Genomic DNA, 15,086 nt, shown 5'->3' on the forward strand with positions numbered 1-15,086 from the left:
TCTTTCCGCGAGAAATCACATTCGATTCGTACGGTAGGTATTGTCGAGGTGTTCGGCAGGGAGGCAGGGCGTCCATTGCCGTGACCGGATGAGCTTACGTGCGGAACAGGAGATAGGCGAGGATTGCCAGAGCAAGCAGGGCCATGGCGGCAAGCATGCTCCGCGTGACGGACAGCGAACGTTGCGTTGTGCGCAACGTCGTCTGAAGGTCATCAATGGTGTTGGCCTGGACAGCGATGGTCTGTCGGTGGGCGTCAATCTGTTGGTGAAGTGCGGTGAGTATCGGATCGGTAGTCGGCTGTTCCTCAATCGGCACAGTTGCGCGAAGCTGGCTGAGAGTCTTGAGCAGCTCAGGGGCTTTATCCACGACGACCGGCAAGAGCTTTCTGGCAACCTGCAGCGCTGTGACCCACGGAATGCTCATGCCGACCTGCCTGAATTGTGACTCATACACCTACTAACTCATTCATGACATAAGAAGGATGTGCAAATCCACCTGGCCTGAGATTCGCGAAGGGCGATGGTGAAGGCTGGAGTCATGCCGCTGGTCGAGGAGGTGTGAGCATACACGCCGGGACGGCAAAAAGGTCCCCCCAGCATCGGCAGTTCTTGCCGGGTTGCCAAGTTCCCTTCCAGGAAGCCTCTTCCAACTGACTGATTTCTCGTCGTTCCTAGAGCGCGGTTCTCTGGCTCGAATGTTGAAAAGATCCAGTCCCGGTGTAATCGCATGTGTGACTGTCTTGTGGAGGAGCAGGCGTCATGATGTCTATTTGGGAATTTTTCGGCCGGGACATAACCCTCTTCGGTGAGCTGCACAGCCCGATGTTGAGTTGGCTTGGCTCCGCAGGGCTGCTGCTCTTGTTTGCGTGGCATGCCGGAAGGCTGACGTCTGCCATTGCCAGTGTGCAAGGCTGTTACACGCGAGTGTGGCCGACACTCGCCAATCTGGCGGTCAGTCGAAAAAGTCTCCAGTCTGAATGGCTGGTGGTTCCCAATCTCAGCGATATGAAGAAAGCTGCGAATCAGGACGGTGCTCAACCTGAACGGGTCGATCTGGACGATCTCCACACGCTGGATAAGGCAATGCGCCGGGAGCCGCGTCTTGAGCAGGCCTGGTTACACTTTCGGAAGACATTTGTGGTCGAGCGAACCGCCTGGTTCATCGAACCTAAGGTGTTCGCCACCAGAACGGCGGCGGAGTTCTTCCCGCGCGACCTGTTGAATAGCCGCTTGAATCTGGCCTTTTACCATCAGTTTCCGTCGTTGATTACCGGCGTCGGGTTGTTGTTCACATTCCTGGCGATTCTTATCGGCCTGAGCAAGCTGCATGCAGATGGCTCTCATATCGTCGGTATTCAGGGCCTGATCAATGGATTGGCCGGAAAGTTCCTGACGTCCATCGTGGGCCTGCTCTGTGCCAACGTGTTTGTGTTGCTTGAGAAGTCAGCCTTGCATCGGCTGGCAACAACGCAGCAGCAGTTTGTGACGATGGTGGACGAACTCTTTCCCCGCAAAACCATGGAGCAGATGCTGGAGAATTTCACGCCGGGGACTGGTTCCTCGCCGGCTTCTGCTGCGAAGGGCGGGATGTCCGGCGATCTCGGCGATCGGTTAGTCGGGACCCTGACGGAGCGTCTGAATCCGACCGTCACTGCGCTGAGGGAGGCCGTGGAAGCACTGGGTCGACGGGATCACGGTGGTCGGCCCGCCGCTCCAGACCGGCTGGCAGAGGAACTGTCACGGGTCATGCAGCAGACGATGGCCGTGCCGATCCAAGAGTTGAATCAGGCGATTCAGACGCTTGCTCGATCGGTTGAAGAGCTGAAACAGGAGCGGCAACCGATCTCTCACGAGCATGAGTTTGAGACGACCCTGTTCGAGGGCGAGTTCTCGCAACCGGTGGAGGAAGAGGGCACTCCCGATGACAGTATGCTCGGGTTGCGCTGGTTTGCGAACTGGCGGCAAGGCGCCTCTGTGAAGGAGGCGGCCTAAGATGCGTTCCCACTCATCCCCGGATTCCTCGGAACAGTCGTCGGTGTTGACCATCGGGGTTACGGACTTGATGACCTCGTTGGCCGTGATTTTTATTCTCTTGTTCAGCGCGTATGTCACCAAGGTTTCGGAAACCGAGGCGCAGACGAAAGTGTCGGTGCCTGATTCCGTGCCGGAGGTGCGGGTGGCGAAGACGATGACGGAAGATATCCGAGGAGCCTTGCGGGATCACTTTCAGCGGTTTGATCTGTCACTGGATGCGGATCCGACCGACCCCAATGTGGTGCGCATCGTCGTGCCGGACGCGTTGTTGAATTTTGAGTTTGGCAAGGGGACCCTCTCCGCGGTCGCCGATCAGTTTCTCGTGGATGCAATGCCGACCTACGCCGCGCTCTTGTGCGGGGCCATGCGGGATCGCATTGACTCGCTGGTGATCGAAGGGCATACCGACGATCGTGGGTCGGATATCTACAATTTGAAGCTGAGCCAAGAACGTTCGCTCAATGTCATGGTCAAGGGGCTGGAGGTAATCAAGGATTCGGCGCCCTGGGCCTATCGGTGTTTCCATGAGAAGACGTCCGCCAGTGGCCGGGGCCGGCAGGATTTGGTGCTGGACCAGTCCCGTGGACTGGATCGGGAGAAGAGTCGACGGGTCGTGTTTAAGATTCGCCTGCGATCGACGGATCAACTGGTAGAAGCGGGGTACAGTACACGATCCCTCGACTCCCCGACGGTCAGTTCCCGCCTGTTCTAGTGAGCGGGGGACCGTTGAGCGTCCCTCGCGCAGCGAAATCCCACATCGTTTCGCCTGGCGTCGGGTGCGTAGCCTGCGCGATTCGCCGATCGTATCGCCGTGGAGTCATTGTTCCAGGCGCCTCCCCGCAAGCTCCGGAGCGGGCCGGCCGAAGGGCCGCTCGGATTATCACGCGGGGTGAACCGGTAATACGAGGCATCGTACCAGTCAGCGACCCATTCCCAGAGATTGCCCGCCAGGTCGTAGATGCCGTCGGGAGTCTTGCCGAGCGCCAACTGTCCGACGGTACTCAGGGTGTCATACCCTCGCCACTTGGTTTGCCCTGCGTTCGTATGCCCTTTGGTCGGGTGCGCGTTGCCCCAAGGGTAGATCCGCCCTTCGGATCCTCGTGCCGCGAACTCCCATTCCGCTTCCGTCGGTAACCGCTTTCCCACCCACCGGCAGTAGTCGCGTGCATCGTACCAGTTCACGCCAATGACCGGTTTGTGCGCATGGGCGCCGAGGTCGGCCTCGTGCCACTTGAAGGGTGGGTCGGGCTTTTGTGCATGGAGAAACTCGGCGTAGCGCGAGACGGTCACTTCGTAGGCATCCAGGTAAAAGGGGTTGAGCGTGACGCGGTGGACCGGCTGCTCATCATCCTGGCCGCGATCGTCTCCCATAGCAAACTCGCTGCCGGGGATGAGGACCATTAGTGCATCACGAGCTGGGCTGGCTGAGGCGGTATGTGGTGCAGCGGAGCCGGGAAGTGTTGGTCTTGCGAGGAAGTCGTTGCTGTGGCTCACTCCGGCGGAGAGAACCAACAGCAGTACTGCCAGGATGTAGAGGGGCGGGGAGGTGATTCGCATTGCGTGATGACCAGCCAACGGAGCGTAGGTTCAAATCGGAGCGCTGTCGATGACATTGTATCCCGTTTGCGCGAGGAAGTGTGCGTGGAGGTCTGTGTTGACGGAGCGGAAGCGTCGACGACGAGGGAGGCCTGACCACCGTCACCACACGGAGGATGTTACTTCACCAGGTGGTCGTTGATGAGGGCGGCGAGTTCTGTCGGTTCAACCACGCCTTCACGGGTCAACAGGAGCTTGCCGTGCGCGAAGAAATGGGTTGTGGGATAGGTTTCGAAGGTGTGGGCTTTCTTGATTTCACGGCACCGGCCGGGGACGTGCATCTTGGCTTTGCCGATCTTGATGTCCGGGAACTTGGCGGCGATTTCTTCGAGAATGGGATCGTACTGCTTGCAGGGCTCGCACGTGGCCAGTCCATAGGCAACCACGGCTCCGGTGCTATCGGTAAACTCTTTGTAATTCTCGTCTCGGACGTCTTGCACTGTGCCGGTCATGCTCACTCCTCAGCGTGGAGCCAGGACCGAGCGGGAGGCCCAACGAGGGCCTCCCGCTCGGCGGTTCGGGGAAGTTAGCTCAGCTTCGCGAGGGCAGCGAGAATATCCTTGTCTTCCCGCGCCACCTTGATTTCCTGCACCTTCACATACGCGACCTTGCCGTTCTTGTCGACAATGACCGTCGCACGCTTGCCGCAGTTCAGCGGTTCGAAATACAGGCCATACTTCTTCACGACTTCTCGATTGAAGTCGGAGAGGAGGCGATGCTTCAAGTCGAGGGAATCCGCCCAGGCTTTGTGGGAGAAGAAGCTGTCGCAGCTAATGCCGAACAGTTCTGCGTGGGCGCTTTGGAACTTCGGGAAGTCATCGGTCAGGCACTTGTTTTCACCCTGACAGACCGGGCTCCAGTCGAGCGGGTAAAACGCGAGTACCACGTTGCTCTTCCCTCTGAAATCGCTCAACTTCACGTCCTTCTGATCCTGATCCTTTAATGTGAAATCCGGCGCGGTATCGCCGACTTTAATTTCTGCGGCCACATCACTCATTGAGATCCTCCTAGGTTAGATCCACGCACGTACGCAAAACTCTTTGGTGGTACCACGGCTGGAAAAACCTTGTCAACGGGGCCAGAAGGCCTACCGAAGAGGCGGACTTGGCCTAATAGTTAGATTTTCCAATGCGTTAGCTTATTCGTGCCGTCGTGCTAGCGAGGAGCCGTTGCGATCTGTCTGAACGCAACCGTACGGCCGGTCGGTGCGGCGGTACGATGTTTGATGACGTGAATGGTGCGGGCAATGGCAAAGAGGTCTAATGAACTGCCGACGGTGTGGTTGCGTCCGGTTCGCAAGACTTCGTCGGCAGCCGATTCCAGGAGCTTGATCGCGTCGGCTTCCGGGAGTCCGCGTGGCTGGATCATCTCCAGCTCATCCAGTCCGAACTTCGTGAGACCGAGTGTGTAAAACCACTCGGAACGCTGGTCATCGGCTTCCTTGTGCTGGACGGTGACATGGTCACCGGTGACAAAGACCGTTAACGGTCGATCGTTCCAATCGGAGGGGTTCAGATATTCGTGACAGGTGACATCGAACGCGGTGCCGTCGGTGAGTAACGTCAGGCCGCGAGCGAGCCGCGCGGCGACCAGGACCGTGTCGGTGCTGGTGCCTGGTGTGGTTGCAGATGGTGAGACGACACCCAGTTGCTGATGGTCCCAGGTGAGCACGGACTGCCACTGTGCGGCGTCTGTCTCGGGCAGGCTCGTGAGCACATGGGCGCGCCATGGGCCGTGAGTGGCGCTGGCACGGCCATCCGCGTGACGATCAGTCCACACCAGTGGGCCACCGTACTGGAGGTCGTACCAGATCGTCAGTTCGTCGAGCGACGGTGGGATACCCCGGTAGCCGACCACATACAACGGCAGTTTCGCGGGTGCAGGCTTCGGGATTTTTTTCCGAATTTTCATGCAGTCCGCATGTCAGGCTCTGCGCACTTTCCCGGACTACTTGGCGCTCTTCTTCGCCTTCCGGCGGTCCTCAGGGTTCAGCAGCCGCTTTCGGAGGCGAAGATGCTTGGGCGTGACTTCGACCAGTTCGTCAGGGCCGATGTACTCCATGGCAAACTCCAGCGACATTTCTCGCGGCGGGGTGAGGACAAGGGCCTCGTCGGTTCCGGCCGCGCGCATGTTGCTCAATTGTTTTTGCTTGCAGACATTCACGTCCAAGTCTTCATCGCGGCTATTCTGGCCCACGATCATGCCTTGGTACACATCGACGGTTGCGCCGATAAACAACTCTCCGCGTTCCTGGGTCATGAAAAGCGCATAGGCGGTGCTGGTGCCGGCCTCGAAGGCCACCAGTGAGCCGTGCGGCGCCACGAGGAGTGCCTTCTCGTCCGCCGGGGCATAGCCGGAGAACACGTGATGCATGATGACCGTGCCGCGGGTCTTGGCCAGCAGAATGTTCTTCAGGCCGATAATGCCACGAGTCGGAATGTGATATTCGATGTGCATTTCGCTTGAGGCTGTCTCGCCTCCGACGAGTTTCATGTGACGAAGTTCCCCGCGTCGCTTGCCGATCTCCTCAATCACCGGGCCTTGGTATTCCGCAGGCACCTGGATCGTCAGCTCTTCAAACGGTTCGGTGACGGTATCGCCGTCCCGATGCAGGATGACTTCGGGTTGCGAGATCTGCAGCTCATACCCTTCGCGCCGCATCTGTTCGATCAGGACCCCGAGATGGAGTTCGCCTCGACCGGCCACCAGGAATCGGTCGGCGCTGTCGGTTTCCTGGACGCGCAAGGAGACGTTGGTTTCCAACTCCTTGAACAGCCGCTCGCGAAGGTGGCGTGAGGTGAGATATTTGCCTTCACGGCCGGCGAAGGGGCTGTTGTTCACGGAAAAGGTCATCTGGACGGTTGGTTCGTCGATCGTCACCCGTGGCAGCGCGACGGGATTATTGGGGTCGGCGATGGTATCCCCGATGTTTACTTCTTCCAGGCCACAGAGGGCGACAATTTCGCCGGCTTCAGCCGTTTCGATATCGGTGCGCTCAAGCCCTGAAAATACCGCAAGATCGGAAATCTTTCCCGGTACCTGGTCGCCGTCTTTCGTGAGGGTGACCACGTTTTGTCGCCGGGCAATCGAGCCCGACTGAATCTTGCCGATTCCCATTTTCCCTTTATACGAATCCTGCGCCAGGGCCAGCACCAACAGCTGAAACGGGCTGTCCCGATTGATCGCCGGTGCGGGAATCTTGTCGAGGATCGTATCCAGCAGCGGGGAGATATCCGTTCCGGGCTGCTTCAGATCGAGGGTGGCCTGCCCCTTGATGGCCGAGGCGTAGACAATGGGGAAGTCGAGCTGTTCGTCGCTGGCTCCCAGATGGACGAACAAGTCGAAGGTGCGGTTCACGACATCATCAATCACGGCATCCGGGCGGTCGATTTTATTGACGACGACGATCGCTTTATGTCCGAGGGCCAACGCTTTGCGCAGCACAAACGTCGTCTGCGGCATCGGTCCTTCCTTGGCATCGACGAGAATCAGCACGCCATCGACCATGCGAAGCGTACGTTCCACCTCTCCGCCGAAGTCGGCGTGCCCCGGCGTGTCGACGATGTTGATCTTGACGCCCTTGTAGGTGACGCTGGCATTCTTGGCACGGATCGTAATGCCCCGCTCGCGCTCCTGATCCATAGAATCCATGATGCGTTCACCCATGTCATCGATTTTTCGATGAACATGAGTCTGGCGCAGGACCGCGTCGACGAGGGTCGTCTTTCCGTGGTCGACGTGCGCGATGATGGCGATGTTGCGAATGTCGGTCCGACGACCTTGCGGTGCATGCAGACCGGATGGGGTGGATGAGGGCGCTGAGCTGTTCATAGTCTCCAATGCCTGCCGTGAAAGTGCCAAAAAAAAGACGCCTTCCTATGAAGGCGTCTAAGCCTATGGACTATACCCGACTCAAGCAGCTTCCCGCAAGTTGAATATGGAATTTACGATGGAAACTTCTCTCGACGACGATTCGCGCCTTGCTTGAGTTTGTCAGGTGCGCAATGTATGGTGTGATGGTCGCGGGTTGACCTCTTCCCTCGCAACTACCCTACTACATGTCCGAACTCGATCACTTACTCGATAAGCCGGAGAAGCCTCGTCGTCGCTGGCGATGGTGGAAAGTCGCCCTGATCTGCGTCCTGCTTTCCCTGGTCCTCGGAGGCGGCGGCGCCGCCGGGATCCTCTGGTATTTTTCTCAGGACCTACCGTCCTTGGACCCCTTGCAGAACTATCAGCCCAGTCTGGTGACGCGCGTCTATTCTGATGACCGGCAGGTCATCGGCCAGTTTTTCATTGAGCGACGCTTTCTCAAGCCTATCCAAGAGATGCCGAAGAGCCTGACGCAGGCCGTGATTGCCACCGAGGATACGCGGTTTTTTGAACACCCCGGCCTGGACATCGTGGGCATTCTTCGGGCGACCTGGACGAACTTGCGCCACGGCGGCAAGAAGGTCGAAGGCGCCAGCACGATCACCCAGCAGCTGGCCCGTTCGTTGTTTCTCTCGGCGGAGCGGACCTTCGACCGAAAAGTGCGCGAGCTCATCCTGGCGTACAAGATGGAGTTGGTCCTGACGAAGGAACAGATTCTGGAGATGTATCTGAACCAGATCTACTTCGGGCAGGGCGCCTACGGTGTAGCCGCGGCCAGTCAGACCTACTTCGGCGAGGAGCTTTCCAAGCTCACGCTGGCAGAATCGGCCTTCCTCGCCGGGCTTCCCAAGTCACCCAGCCACTATTCGCCGTTCAAGGCCTACGATCGGGCCAAGAAGCGGCAGGAACATGTGCTCAGCCGAATGGCCGAGGCCGGGTTCATTAGTGCGGCCGATCGGGACCAGGCGATTGCAGAAAAGCTGAACTTCCGCCGCCCGGGAAGCGAGCACCTCGGTCCGTATTTCGTTGAATACATCCGGCAGCTGTTGGTGGCCAAGTTCGGGGAAGCCATGGTCTATAAGGGTGGGCTGGAAGTCTTCACCACGCTGAATGCCGATATGCAGAAAGCGGCGGAGGCGGCTGTGTTCAATGGGCTGCGCGAGGTGGACAAGCGCCAGGGGTGGCGTGGGCCGCTCCGCACGGTCGATCTGGCGACTCTGGAAGTGCCGGCTCCTGATCCTGCCGTCAAGCTCGCCGAGGGCGATATGATGGAAGGAATCGTGACGAAGGTCGCCAAGGATCACATCCTGGTCCAGATCGGCGGCAGTACCGGTCGCCTCGCCTTCGACGATATGGCCTGGGCTTCCAAATATCTTAAAGGAAAAGATCCCACGAAGGACGCCGTTCCGGTCAAGAACATCAAGCAACTCCTGACGCCCGGCGATGTGATCGAGGTCGGGGTGAAGAAGCTTGATAAAGATGTCGTGCATCTGCGGTTGGAACAGACCCCGGTGGTGGAAGGGGCGCTCGTGGCTGTCGACCCGAAGACCGGCGCGATTCGCGCCATGGTCGGCGGGTATGATTTCGCCCGCAGCGAATACAATCGTGCGGTGCTTGCCCGCCGTCAGCCGGGGTCGTCATTCAAGCCGATCATCTATGCGACGGCGATGAATCAGGGGATGAGCCCGGCAACCGTCGTGTTGGATGCCCCGGTGGTGTATGAACAGGAAGAGGAAGACAAAACCTGGAAACCTGAAAATTACGGTAAGCGGTTTCACGGCATCGTCAGCCTGCGGGAGGCCTTGATCCATTCGCACAACCTGGCGACCGTTCGCTTGCTGGACAAAGTCGGAATTCGGAACGTGATCGATTTTTCCCGGACGGTGGGTGTCGTCAGTCCGTTGGCCGCCGATCTGTCCTTGGCTCTGGGTTCGTCCAGCGTCGGGTTGATGGAGCTGGTGTCAGTCTATGGGGTGTTTGCCAATCAAGGCGTGCGCGTGGAGCCCTATGCTGTCGCGAGCGTGCAGGACAGCGGGGGGCGTACGTTGGATCAGGCGGCCATTCAGCCTCGGCAGGTGGTGTCCCGGGAGACCGCGTACTTGATTACGAACATGATGGAAGACGTGATCCAACGTGGAACGGGCATGGCGGCAAAATCTGTCATCGACCGGCCGGTGGCAGGAAAAACCGGAACCACGAACGACTTCACCGACGCCTGGTTTATCGGCTCGACCCCCAATTTAGCGACTGGGGCGTGGGTTGGGTTCGACGATCGGCGTCCATTGGGTGAAACCGAGTCCGGGGCGCACGCGGCCTTGCCTATTTGGATGGCCTTCATGAAAGAGGCGCTCAAGCAGCTGCCGGTCGTGCCGTTCGAAATCCCTGATGGCGTGATGTTCGTAAAGGTGGACCCCACGACCGCGCTGCTCACCGATCAGGATGAGCAGCATGGCACCGTGGAACTCTTTACCAAAGGCACCGAGCCGACGAAGAGCGCGGGCTCGAAAATCGATCCCACCGACTTTTACAAACTGGATCAACTCCAGGACAGTGTCCCCCCCCCCACGGTCGAGCCGTAACGCTTCCCACACACACGAGCATTCCGTTGCACACGTGAGCATGCCCGTGCGGTATGTCCACCCGCGAGCGAGCTGTGGTGACAGTGTTCAGCGAGACGGAAACGGGGCGGGGCGGATCAGGATTGTGAATCCTGATATTCCTCGTGCCAGGCCATCTGGATTGCTTCGAGGATTTTCTCGTTTGATTTTTTGGGGTCGTCTTTGAAGTCGGGGAGGGCGACGATCCAGGCGTGCATGTCCGTGAAGCGGATGGTCAGCGGGTCAGCATCGGGGTGTTCTTCGACTAGACGGATCGCAATATCTTCCGCATCCTGCCATTTCAAATCCATCAGAGCTCCTTGCGTCGGGGTCTCAGGTCACATCAGAGATTTTTTTCCCTTGAAGTCCTTGCTTCAAGGAGTCGTCCAGCATGGCCACGGTAAGACCTTTGGCGGCTTGCTCCAAGTCGGCCATACGTCCGCGAATGACACGGGGGTCGGTTCCCTCTTTGGCCGAGGCTAAAGCCGCGAGCGCAGTGCGAATCCTGGCGACTTCTTCTGGCTCGACGAGATGTCCGCCGTCGGACAACGATTTTTCGGTCGTGGTGATCAACGCGCCGGCATCCAGTCGGGCTTCGATGACTTTTCTTGCACTGACATCGTCCGCCGCGAATTTAAACGAGTCCTCGATCATGCGTTCGACTTCTTGATCCGACAACCCGTACGACGGTTTGACCTCGATGGACTGCGTCTCTCCGGTCCGCATATCTTTGGCCATAACGTTGAGAATGCCGTTGGCATCGATGAGGAAGGTCACTTCGATCCGGGGTACTCCCGCCGGCAAAGGCGGAACCTTGAGACGAAAGCGGGCCAGGCTGCGATTGTCTTTTGCCAGCTCGCGCTCCCCCTGGAGAATATGGATGTCCACACCGGTTTGGCCATCGACATAGGTCGTGAACATTTCCTTGGCGCTGGCGGGAATCGTCGTGTTTCGTCTGATCAAGCTGCTCATCACCCCGCCCATGGTTTCGATGCCCAGGGACAACGGGGTCACGTCGAGCAGCAGCATATCGGTGGTGCCACCGCTCAGAATATCGGCTTGCACTGCAGCGCCGAGGGCGACCACTTCGTCCGGATTCAGGTCGCAGTGCGGCTGTTTGCCGAAGAGAGCCTGAACCCGTTGGCGCACGAGCGGCATGCGGGTCGAACCACCCACCAGCACGACTTCATCGATGTCAGTCGGATTCAATTCGGAGTCTTTCAGGGCCTGGCGGCAGGGGCCAAGTGAGCGCTCAACCAAGACGCTGCAGAGCCCTTCGAGTTGATCGCGTGTCAGCTCGCGCGTGAATTGGCCTTGTTCATCCGGGAGGTCAATGCTCACGGTGGTCTTGAGTTCCTCCGACAAGCGAATCTTGGCGCGCTCCGCTTGCAAGCGCACGGCCTGCATGTGATCGGGATGTGTGCTCAGATCCAGTCCATGCTGTGCACGGATTTCCTTCAGGAGGAGGTCGGCAATCAACTGGTCGAAGTCGTCCCCGCCCAGATGAGTATCGCCATTGGTGGCGAGGACCTCGAAGATGCCGTTTTTTAATTTCAGGATCGAAATATCGAATGTTCCTCCGCCCAGGTCGTACACGGCGATCGTCCCTTGTGTCTTTTTCTGAAGGCCGTAGGCCAATGAGGCGGCGGTGGGCTCATTGATGATGCGCAATACTTCCAGGCCCGCGATCATGCCCGCATCTTTCGTGGCCTGCCGCTGGCTGTCATTGAAATAGGCAGGCACAGTAATGACGACCTTCGTGATACTTTCTCCGAGGAAGGCTTCGGCGCGGAGCTTGAGCTCCTTCAGAATCATTGCGGAAATCTGCGGCGGCGAGTAGGACTTCTCGCCCAGCTGGATCCGGATGACTCCGCCCTTCTCCGTGAGTGTGTAGGGAAAGTAGGTCAGTTCGCCCTGCACATCGGCCAGGCTTTTGCCCATGAAGCGTTTGACGGAATAGACCGTGCGTTCAGGATTGCGCGTGAGATGCTCTTTGGCGGGATCGCCGACGATGAGTCCATTATCGGTCAATGCGACGACAGAAGGGACCATGGCGCGTTCATGGCGGGTCGAAATAACGCGCGGAGTCCCGTTGTCCATGTAGGCAACAAGGGAGTTCGTGGTGCCGAGATCGATACCGACAATGCGTGCCATAGGGATTAGGCGATCGTTGCGACAAGGTCGTTGACGATGTTTTTTACATAGGTGCGGTTGGAAAGAATGTCCCGCATGTCTTTGAGGATACGATTGCGTTCCGCTCGCGCCGCTTCAGTGGCTTCACCGCGGTCTTGCAAGGCATCCCATCGGCTGAACAACTGTTGAAGCCTGGCTTCCAGGTCTCGTTGCCGTTCCTCGAGATTCGTTCGATCAGCATGAAGTTTCGCTCGGAGCGTGGCGGCCTGTTCCGAAGAGCGATCGCTCTCACGGAACTCATCGAGCGTCTCTTGCAACTCAAGAATCTCTTCGAACAAATCGGCGGGCGGCGACGTGCGAATGTCTTTCACTGCGCCGGCTTCGAGATCCAATAAGTACTCGGCACGTTGAATGGGATCTCGCAGGGTGCGATAGGCAGTGTTCAGCATGGCCGAATTGCCGAGACTGATGGACTGCTCCGCATCGCTCTTGTTCTGGTAGAAATCAGGATGGAATGCCCGGCTCAATTCGTAGAACTTGGCTTCCAGGACTTGTGTATCGATGGCAAGGCGCCGGGGCAGCCCGAAGCAGGTGAAGTAGTCGAGGTCTTTCGATACCGGTTGCACCTTGACGCAACGGTCGCAAAAGTATTCGCCGGCCATTTCCGACTGGCAATGCCAGCACATGCTGCGAGCCATCTGCAACTCGCGGCGATCGTCGGTGTTATGGGTATGTCCACTCATGTGCACTCGCTTGCTCAGGCCGAAAACGATTCACCGCAGCCGCACGTTTTATTGGCATTCGGATTCACGAACTTGAAATTACCGCCCATCAGGTCCTTCTGAAAGTCCAGTTGAGTGCCTTGCAGATAGATGGCGCTCTTGGCATCCACAATGACCTTCACGCCGTCGAATTCATACACCTGGTCGTACTGGCCGATCTTTTCATCGAAGTTGATGGTGTAGCTCAGCCCGGAACAGCCGCCTCCTTTGACGCCCAGACGGAGACCGCCTTCCTCAATGCCTTGGACATTGATGAGGCGCTTCACTTCCTTGAGCGCGGCATCGCTCAGAGTAATGACCGGGGCTTGGGCATCGGCATTCGTGGTGACGTCCATTGTGCGCTCCTTCCTATCGGTTACTTCGAGTCGGCTTTCTTTTGGTAGTCGGCGAGGGCCGCCTTAATGGCATCTTCGGCCAATACCGAGCAGTGAATCTTTACCGGGGGCAGATTCAGTTCCTGTACGATATCGGTGTTCTTGATCTTGCCGGCTTCCTCCACCGTTTTGCCTTTCAGCCACTCAGTGGCCAGGCTGGAACTGGCGATAGCGGAACCGCACCCGAAGGTTTTGAACTTCGCGTCCACGATCGTATCGTTTTGAACCTTGATTTGGAGCTTCATGACATCTCCGCACTCCGGGGCGCCGACGATGCCTGTGCCGACCCCGTCCTCCTCCTTCTTAAAACTGCCCATATTGCGGGGATTGTTGAAGTGGTCGACGACTTTTTCGCTGTAGGCCATGGTGTCCTCCGGAAAGTATCAGTCAGAATGGTGATGGTTTCAGATTAATGGGCTGCCCATTGCACGGTTTTCAGGTCGATGCCTTCTTTGGCCATTTCATAGAGCGGCGACATTTCCCGCAGCTTGGTCACTGTTTCGATAATCTTCTTCGCGGCATAGTCAACCTCTTCGTCCAGCGTGAAGCGTCCCAGGCCGAATCTGATCGAGGAATGCGCCAGTTCCGCTCCGACTCCCAAGGCTCGCAAGACATAAGAAGGTTCCAGCGTCGCGGAGGTGCAGGCTGAGCCGGACGAGAGGGCGATTTCCTTGCATCCCATCAGGAGCGATTCACCTTCGACGTAGGCAAAAGAAACGTTCAGATTGTGGGGAAGCCGTTCTGTCGGATGGCCGTTCAAATAGACATCCTCCAACGCCTTCGTGATGGTTGCATGCAGCCGGTCGCGCATGACCGAGAGCCGCGCAGCATCGGCAGCCATTTCCTGCTCGCAGAGTTCGCAGGCCTTCCCGAATCCCACAATCAAGGGCACAGGAAGCGTGCCGGAGCGCATACCACGTTCATGCCCCCCTCCATCCATTTGAGCCGCGATGCGGACCCGGGGGTTCTTTTTTCGGACATACAGGGCGCCGATGCCCTTCGGTCCGTAAATCTTGTGGGCGCTGAAGGACATGAGGTCGATTCCCATCTCCTGCACGTCGATCGGAACCTTGCCTACGCCTTGGGTGGCATCGCAGTGAAAAAGGATGCCTTTTTCTTTGGCGATCTTCCCGATTGCCTTGATCGGGTTGATCGTGCCGATTTCGTTATTCGCGAACATGACGGAGATGAGAATGGTTTTGTCAGTGATGGCGTTACGGACATCCTCCGGGTTCACCATGCCGAACTTGTCGACTGGGAGGTAGGTCACCTTCACGCCGCGTTTGGTTTCGAGCGTCTTCGCGGTATCTAATACCGCGCGATGCTCGGTCGAGGAGGTGATAATGTGGTCGCCCTTCTCATGGTACATCTCCACTACGCCTTTGAGGGCCAGGTTGTTGGATTCGGTGGCGCCGCTCGTGAAGACGATTTCTTTGGCATCCGCATGGATCAACTTGGCGATCTGTTTGCGCGCGGTTTCCACCCCCTCTTCAGCTTCCCATCCGAACGCGTGGTTTCGGCTGGCTGCGTTCCCGAACTTTTCCGTGAAATAGGGGAGCATTGATTCCAGCACCCGAGGGTCCATCGGGGTGGTCGCATGATTATCCAGGTAGATCGGGAACTTCATCGCTCGACTCCTTGTTGTTCCGCCGCGACGGATTGAATGGTGATGAGGGGGGTGCCCCCCAGCATATCTT

Annotated in this window: 15 protein-coding genes; 3 read left to right on the forward strand and 12 right to left on the reverse strand. The window is 58.0% G+C overall.

The window, feature by feature from the left end; all coding sequences use genetic code 11:
* Positions 1-94 precede the first annotated feature (94 nt).
* Positions 95-424: a hypothetical protein gene (locus tag JNL86_03650; GenBank protein MBL8041992.1), complete on the reverse strand. Its 330-nt coding sequence runs from the start codon at positions 422-424 to the stop codon at positions 95-97.
* A gap of 335 nt (positions 425-759) precedes the next feature.
* Here JNL86_03650 and JNL86_03655 point away from each other — a divergent pair, with 335 nt between their 5' ends.
* Together JNL86_03655 and JNL86_03660 are read left to right on the forward strand one after the other, a co-directional pair.
* Positions 760-1,992, forward strand: coding sequence for a hypothetical protein (locus tag JNL86_03655; protein MBL8041993.1), 1,233 nt, complete (start codon positions 760-762; stop codon positions 1,990-1,992).
* A 1-nt stretch (position 1,993) separates the two neighbouring features.
* Entirely contained in the window at positions 1,994-2,746 is a 753-nt protein-coding gene (locus tag JNL86_03660) for an OmpA family protein (GenBank protein MBL8041994.1), read from the forward strand.
* Here JNL86_03660 and JNL86_03665 read toward each other — a convergent pair.
* From JNL86_03665 to typA, 5 genes are all read right to left on the reverse strand, one after another.
* Complete coding sequence (locus tag JNL86_03665; GenBank protein ID MBL8041995.1) at positions 2,743-3,405, reverse strand: SUMF1/EgtB/PvdO family nonheme iron enzyme; 663 nt, start codon at positions 3,403-3,405, stop codon at positions 2,743-2,745. The genes JNL86_03660 and JNL86_03665 overlap by 4 nt on opposite strands.
* 344 nt (positions 3,406-3,749) lie before the next feature.
* Positions 3,750-4,082: a thioredoxin family protein gene (locus JNL86_03670; GenBank protein MBL8041996.1), complete on the reverse strand. Its 333-nt coding sequence runs from the start codon at positions 4,080-4,082 to the stop codon at positions 3,750-3,752.
* 74 nt (positions 4,083-4,156) lie between these two features.
* On the reverse strand, positions 4,157-4,618 hold the full coding sequence (locus JNL86_03675; GenBank protein MBL8041997.1) for a redoxin domain-containing protein: 462 nt from the start codon (positions 4,616-4,618) through the stop codon (positions 4,157-4,159).
* A 167-nt stretch (positions 4,619-4,785) separates the two neighbouring features.
* Positions 4,786-5,541 (reverse strand): hypothetical protein, encoded by a 756-nt coding sequence (locus JNL86_03680; protein ID MBL8041998.1) that lies wholly within the window; start codon positions 5,539-5,541, stop codon positions 4,786-4,788.
* A 36-nt stretch (positions 5,542-5,577) separates the two neighbouring features.
* Positions 5,578-7,425 (reverse strand): translational GTPase TypA, encoded by a 1,848-nt coding sequence (gene typA, locus JNL86_03685; protein ID MBL8041999.1) that lies wholly within the window; start codon positions 7,423-7,425, stop codon positions 5,578-5,580.
* 263 nt (positions 7,426-7,688) lie between these two features.
* Between typA and JNL86_03690 the strand changes: the two genes are divergently transcribed.
* Positions 7,689-10,082, forward strand: coding sequence for a PBP1A family penicillin-binding protein (locus JNL86_03690; protein ID MBL8042000.1), 2,394 nt, complete (start codon positions 7,689-7,691; stop codon positions 10,080-10,082).
* Between the two features lie 116 nt (positions 10,083-10,198).
* Here the strand turns inward: JNL86_03690 and iscX are convergent, their stop codons facing one another.
* The 6 genes from iscX to JNL86_03720 are packed head-to-tail and all read right to left on the reverse strand — an operon-like array spanning position 10,199 to position 15,016.
* Complete coding sequence (gene iscX / locus JNL86_03695) at positions 10,199-10,411, reverse strand: Fe-S cluster assembly protein IscX (protein ID MBL8042001.1); 213 nt, start codon at positions 10,409-10,411, stop codon at positions 10,199-10,201.
* A gap of 22 nt (positions 10,412-10,433) precedes the next feature.
* Positions 10,434-12,254, reverse strand: coding sequence for a molecular chaperone DnaK (gene dnaK / locus JNL86_03700; protein ID MBL8042002.1), 1,821 nt, complete (start codon positions 12,252-12,254; stop codon positions 10,434-10,436).
* A gap of 5 nt (positions 12,255-12,259) precedes the next feature.
* A complete protein-coding gene (gene hscB / locus JNL86_03705) occupies positions 12,260-12,976 on the reverse strand; it encodes a Fe-S protein assembly co-chaperone HscB (GenBank protein MBL8042003.1) in 717 nt (238 codons plus the stop codon).
* 14 nt (positions 12,977-12,990) lie between these two features.
* Complete coding sequence (locus JNL86_03710; GenBank protein MBL8042004.1) at positions 12,991-13,350, reverse strand: iron-sulfur cluster assembly accessory protein; 360 nt, start codon at positions 13,348-13,350, stop codon at positions 12,991-12,993.
* Positions 13,351-13,370: 20 nt separating this feature from the next.
* A complete protein-coding gene (gene iscU, locus JNL86_03715) occupies positions 13,371-13,754 on the reverse strand; it encodes a Fe-S cluster assembly scaffold IscU (GenBank protein MBL8042005.1) in 384 nt (127 codons plus the stop codon).
* 44 nt (positions 13,755-13,798) lie between these two features.
* Positions 13,799-15,016 carry an IscS subfamily cysteine desulfurase gene (locus tag JNL86_03720; protein ID MBL8042006.1) on the reverse strand — a complete coding sequence of 406 codons (1,218 nt, stop codon included), beginning with the start codon at positions 15,014-15,016 and terminating at the stop codon, positions 13,799-13,801.
* Between the last annotated feature and the right edge of the window lie 70 nt (positions 15,017-15,086).

The sequence above is a fragment of the Nitrospira sp. genome (genome assembly GCA_016788885.1).
Classification (GTDB): Bacteria; Nitrospirota; Nitrospiria; order Nitrospirales; family Nitrospiraceae; genus Nitrospira_A.

Bases quoted from the DNA above. Each gene is read 5' to 3' on its own strand.
- JNL86_03660 (MBL8041994.1), top strand. From the start codon at position 1,994: ATGCGTTCCCACTCATCCCCGGATTCCTCGGAACAGTCGTCGGTGTTG.
- iscU (MBL8042005.1), bottom strand. From the start codon at position 13,754: ATGGCCTACAGCGAAAAAGTCGTCGACCACTTCAACAATCCCCGCAAT.
- JNL86_03710 (MBL8042004.1), bottom strand. From the start codon at position 13,350: ATGGACGTCACCACGAATGCCGATGCCCAAGCCCCGGTCATTACTCTG.
- JNL86_03650 (MBL8041992.1), bottom strand. From the start codon at position 424: ATGAGCATTCCGTGGGTCACAGCGCTGCAGGTTGCCAGAAAGCTCTTG.
- JNL86_03720 (MBL8042006.1), bottom strand. From the start codon at position 15,016: ATGAAGTTCCCGATCTACCTGGATAATCATGCGACCACCCCGATGGAC.
- dnaK (MBL8042002.1), bottom strand. From the start codon at position 12,254: ATGGCACGCATTGTCGGTATCGATCTCGGCACCACGAACTCCCTTGTT.
- JNL86_03680 (MBL8041998.1), bottom strand. From the start codon at position 5,541: ATGAAAATTCGGAAAAAAATCCCGAAGCCTGCACCCGCGAAACTGCCG.
- iscX (MBL8042001.1), bottom strand. From the start codon at position 10,411: ATGGATTTGAAATGGCAGGATGCGGAAGATATTGCGATCCGTCTAGTC.
- hscB (MBL8042003.1), bottom strand. From the start codon at position 12,976: ATGAGTGGACATACCCATAACACCGACGATCGCCGCGAGTTGCAGATG.
- JNL86_03655 (MBL8041993.1), top strand. From the start codon at position 760: ATGATGTCTATTTGGGAATTTTTCGGCCGGGACATAACCCTCTTCGGT.
- JNL86_03665 (MBL8041995.1), bottom strand. From the start codon at position 3,405: ATGGGAGACGATCGCGGCCAGGATGATGAGCAGCCGGTCCACCGCGTC.
- JNL86_03690 (MBL8042000.1), top strand. From the start codon at position 7,689: ATGTCCGAACTCGATCACTTACTCGATAAGCCGGAGAAGCCTCGTCGT.
- JNL86_03670 (MBL8041996.1), bottom strand. From the start codon at position 4,082: ATGACCGGCACAGTGCAAGACGTCCGAGACGAGAATTACAAAGAGTTT.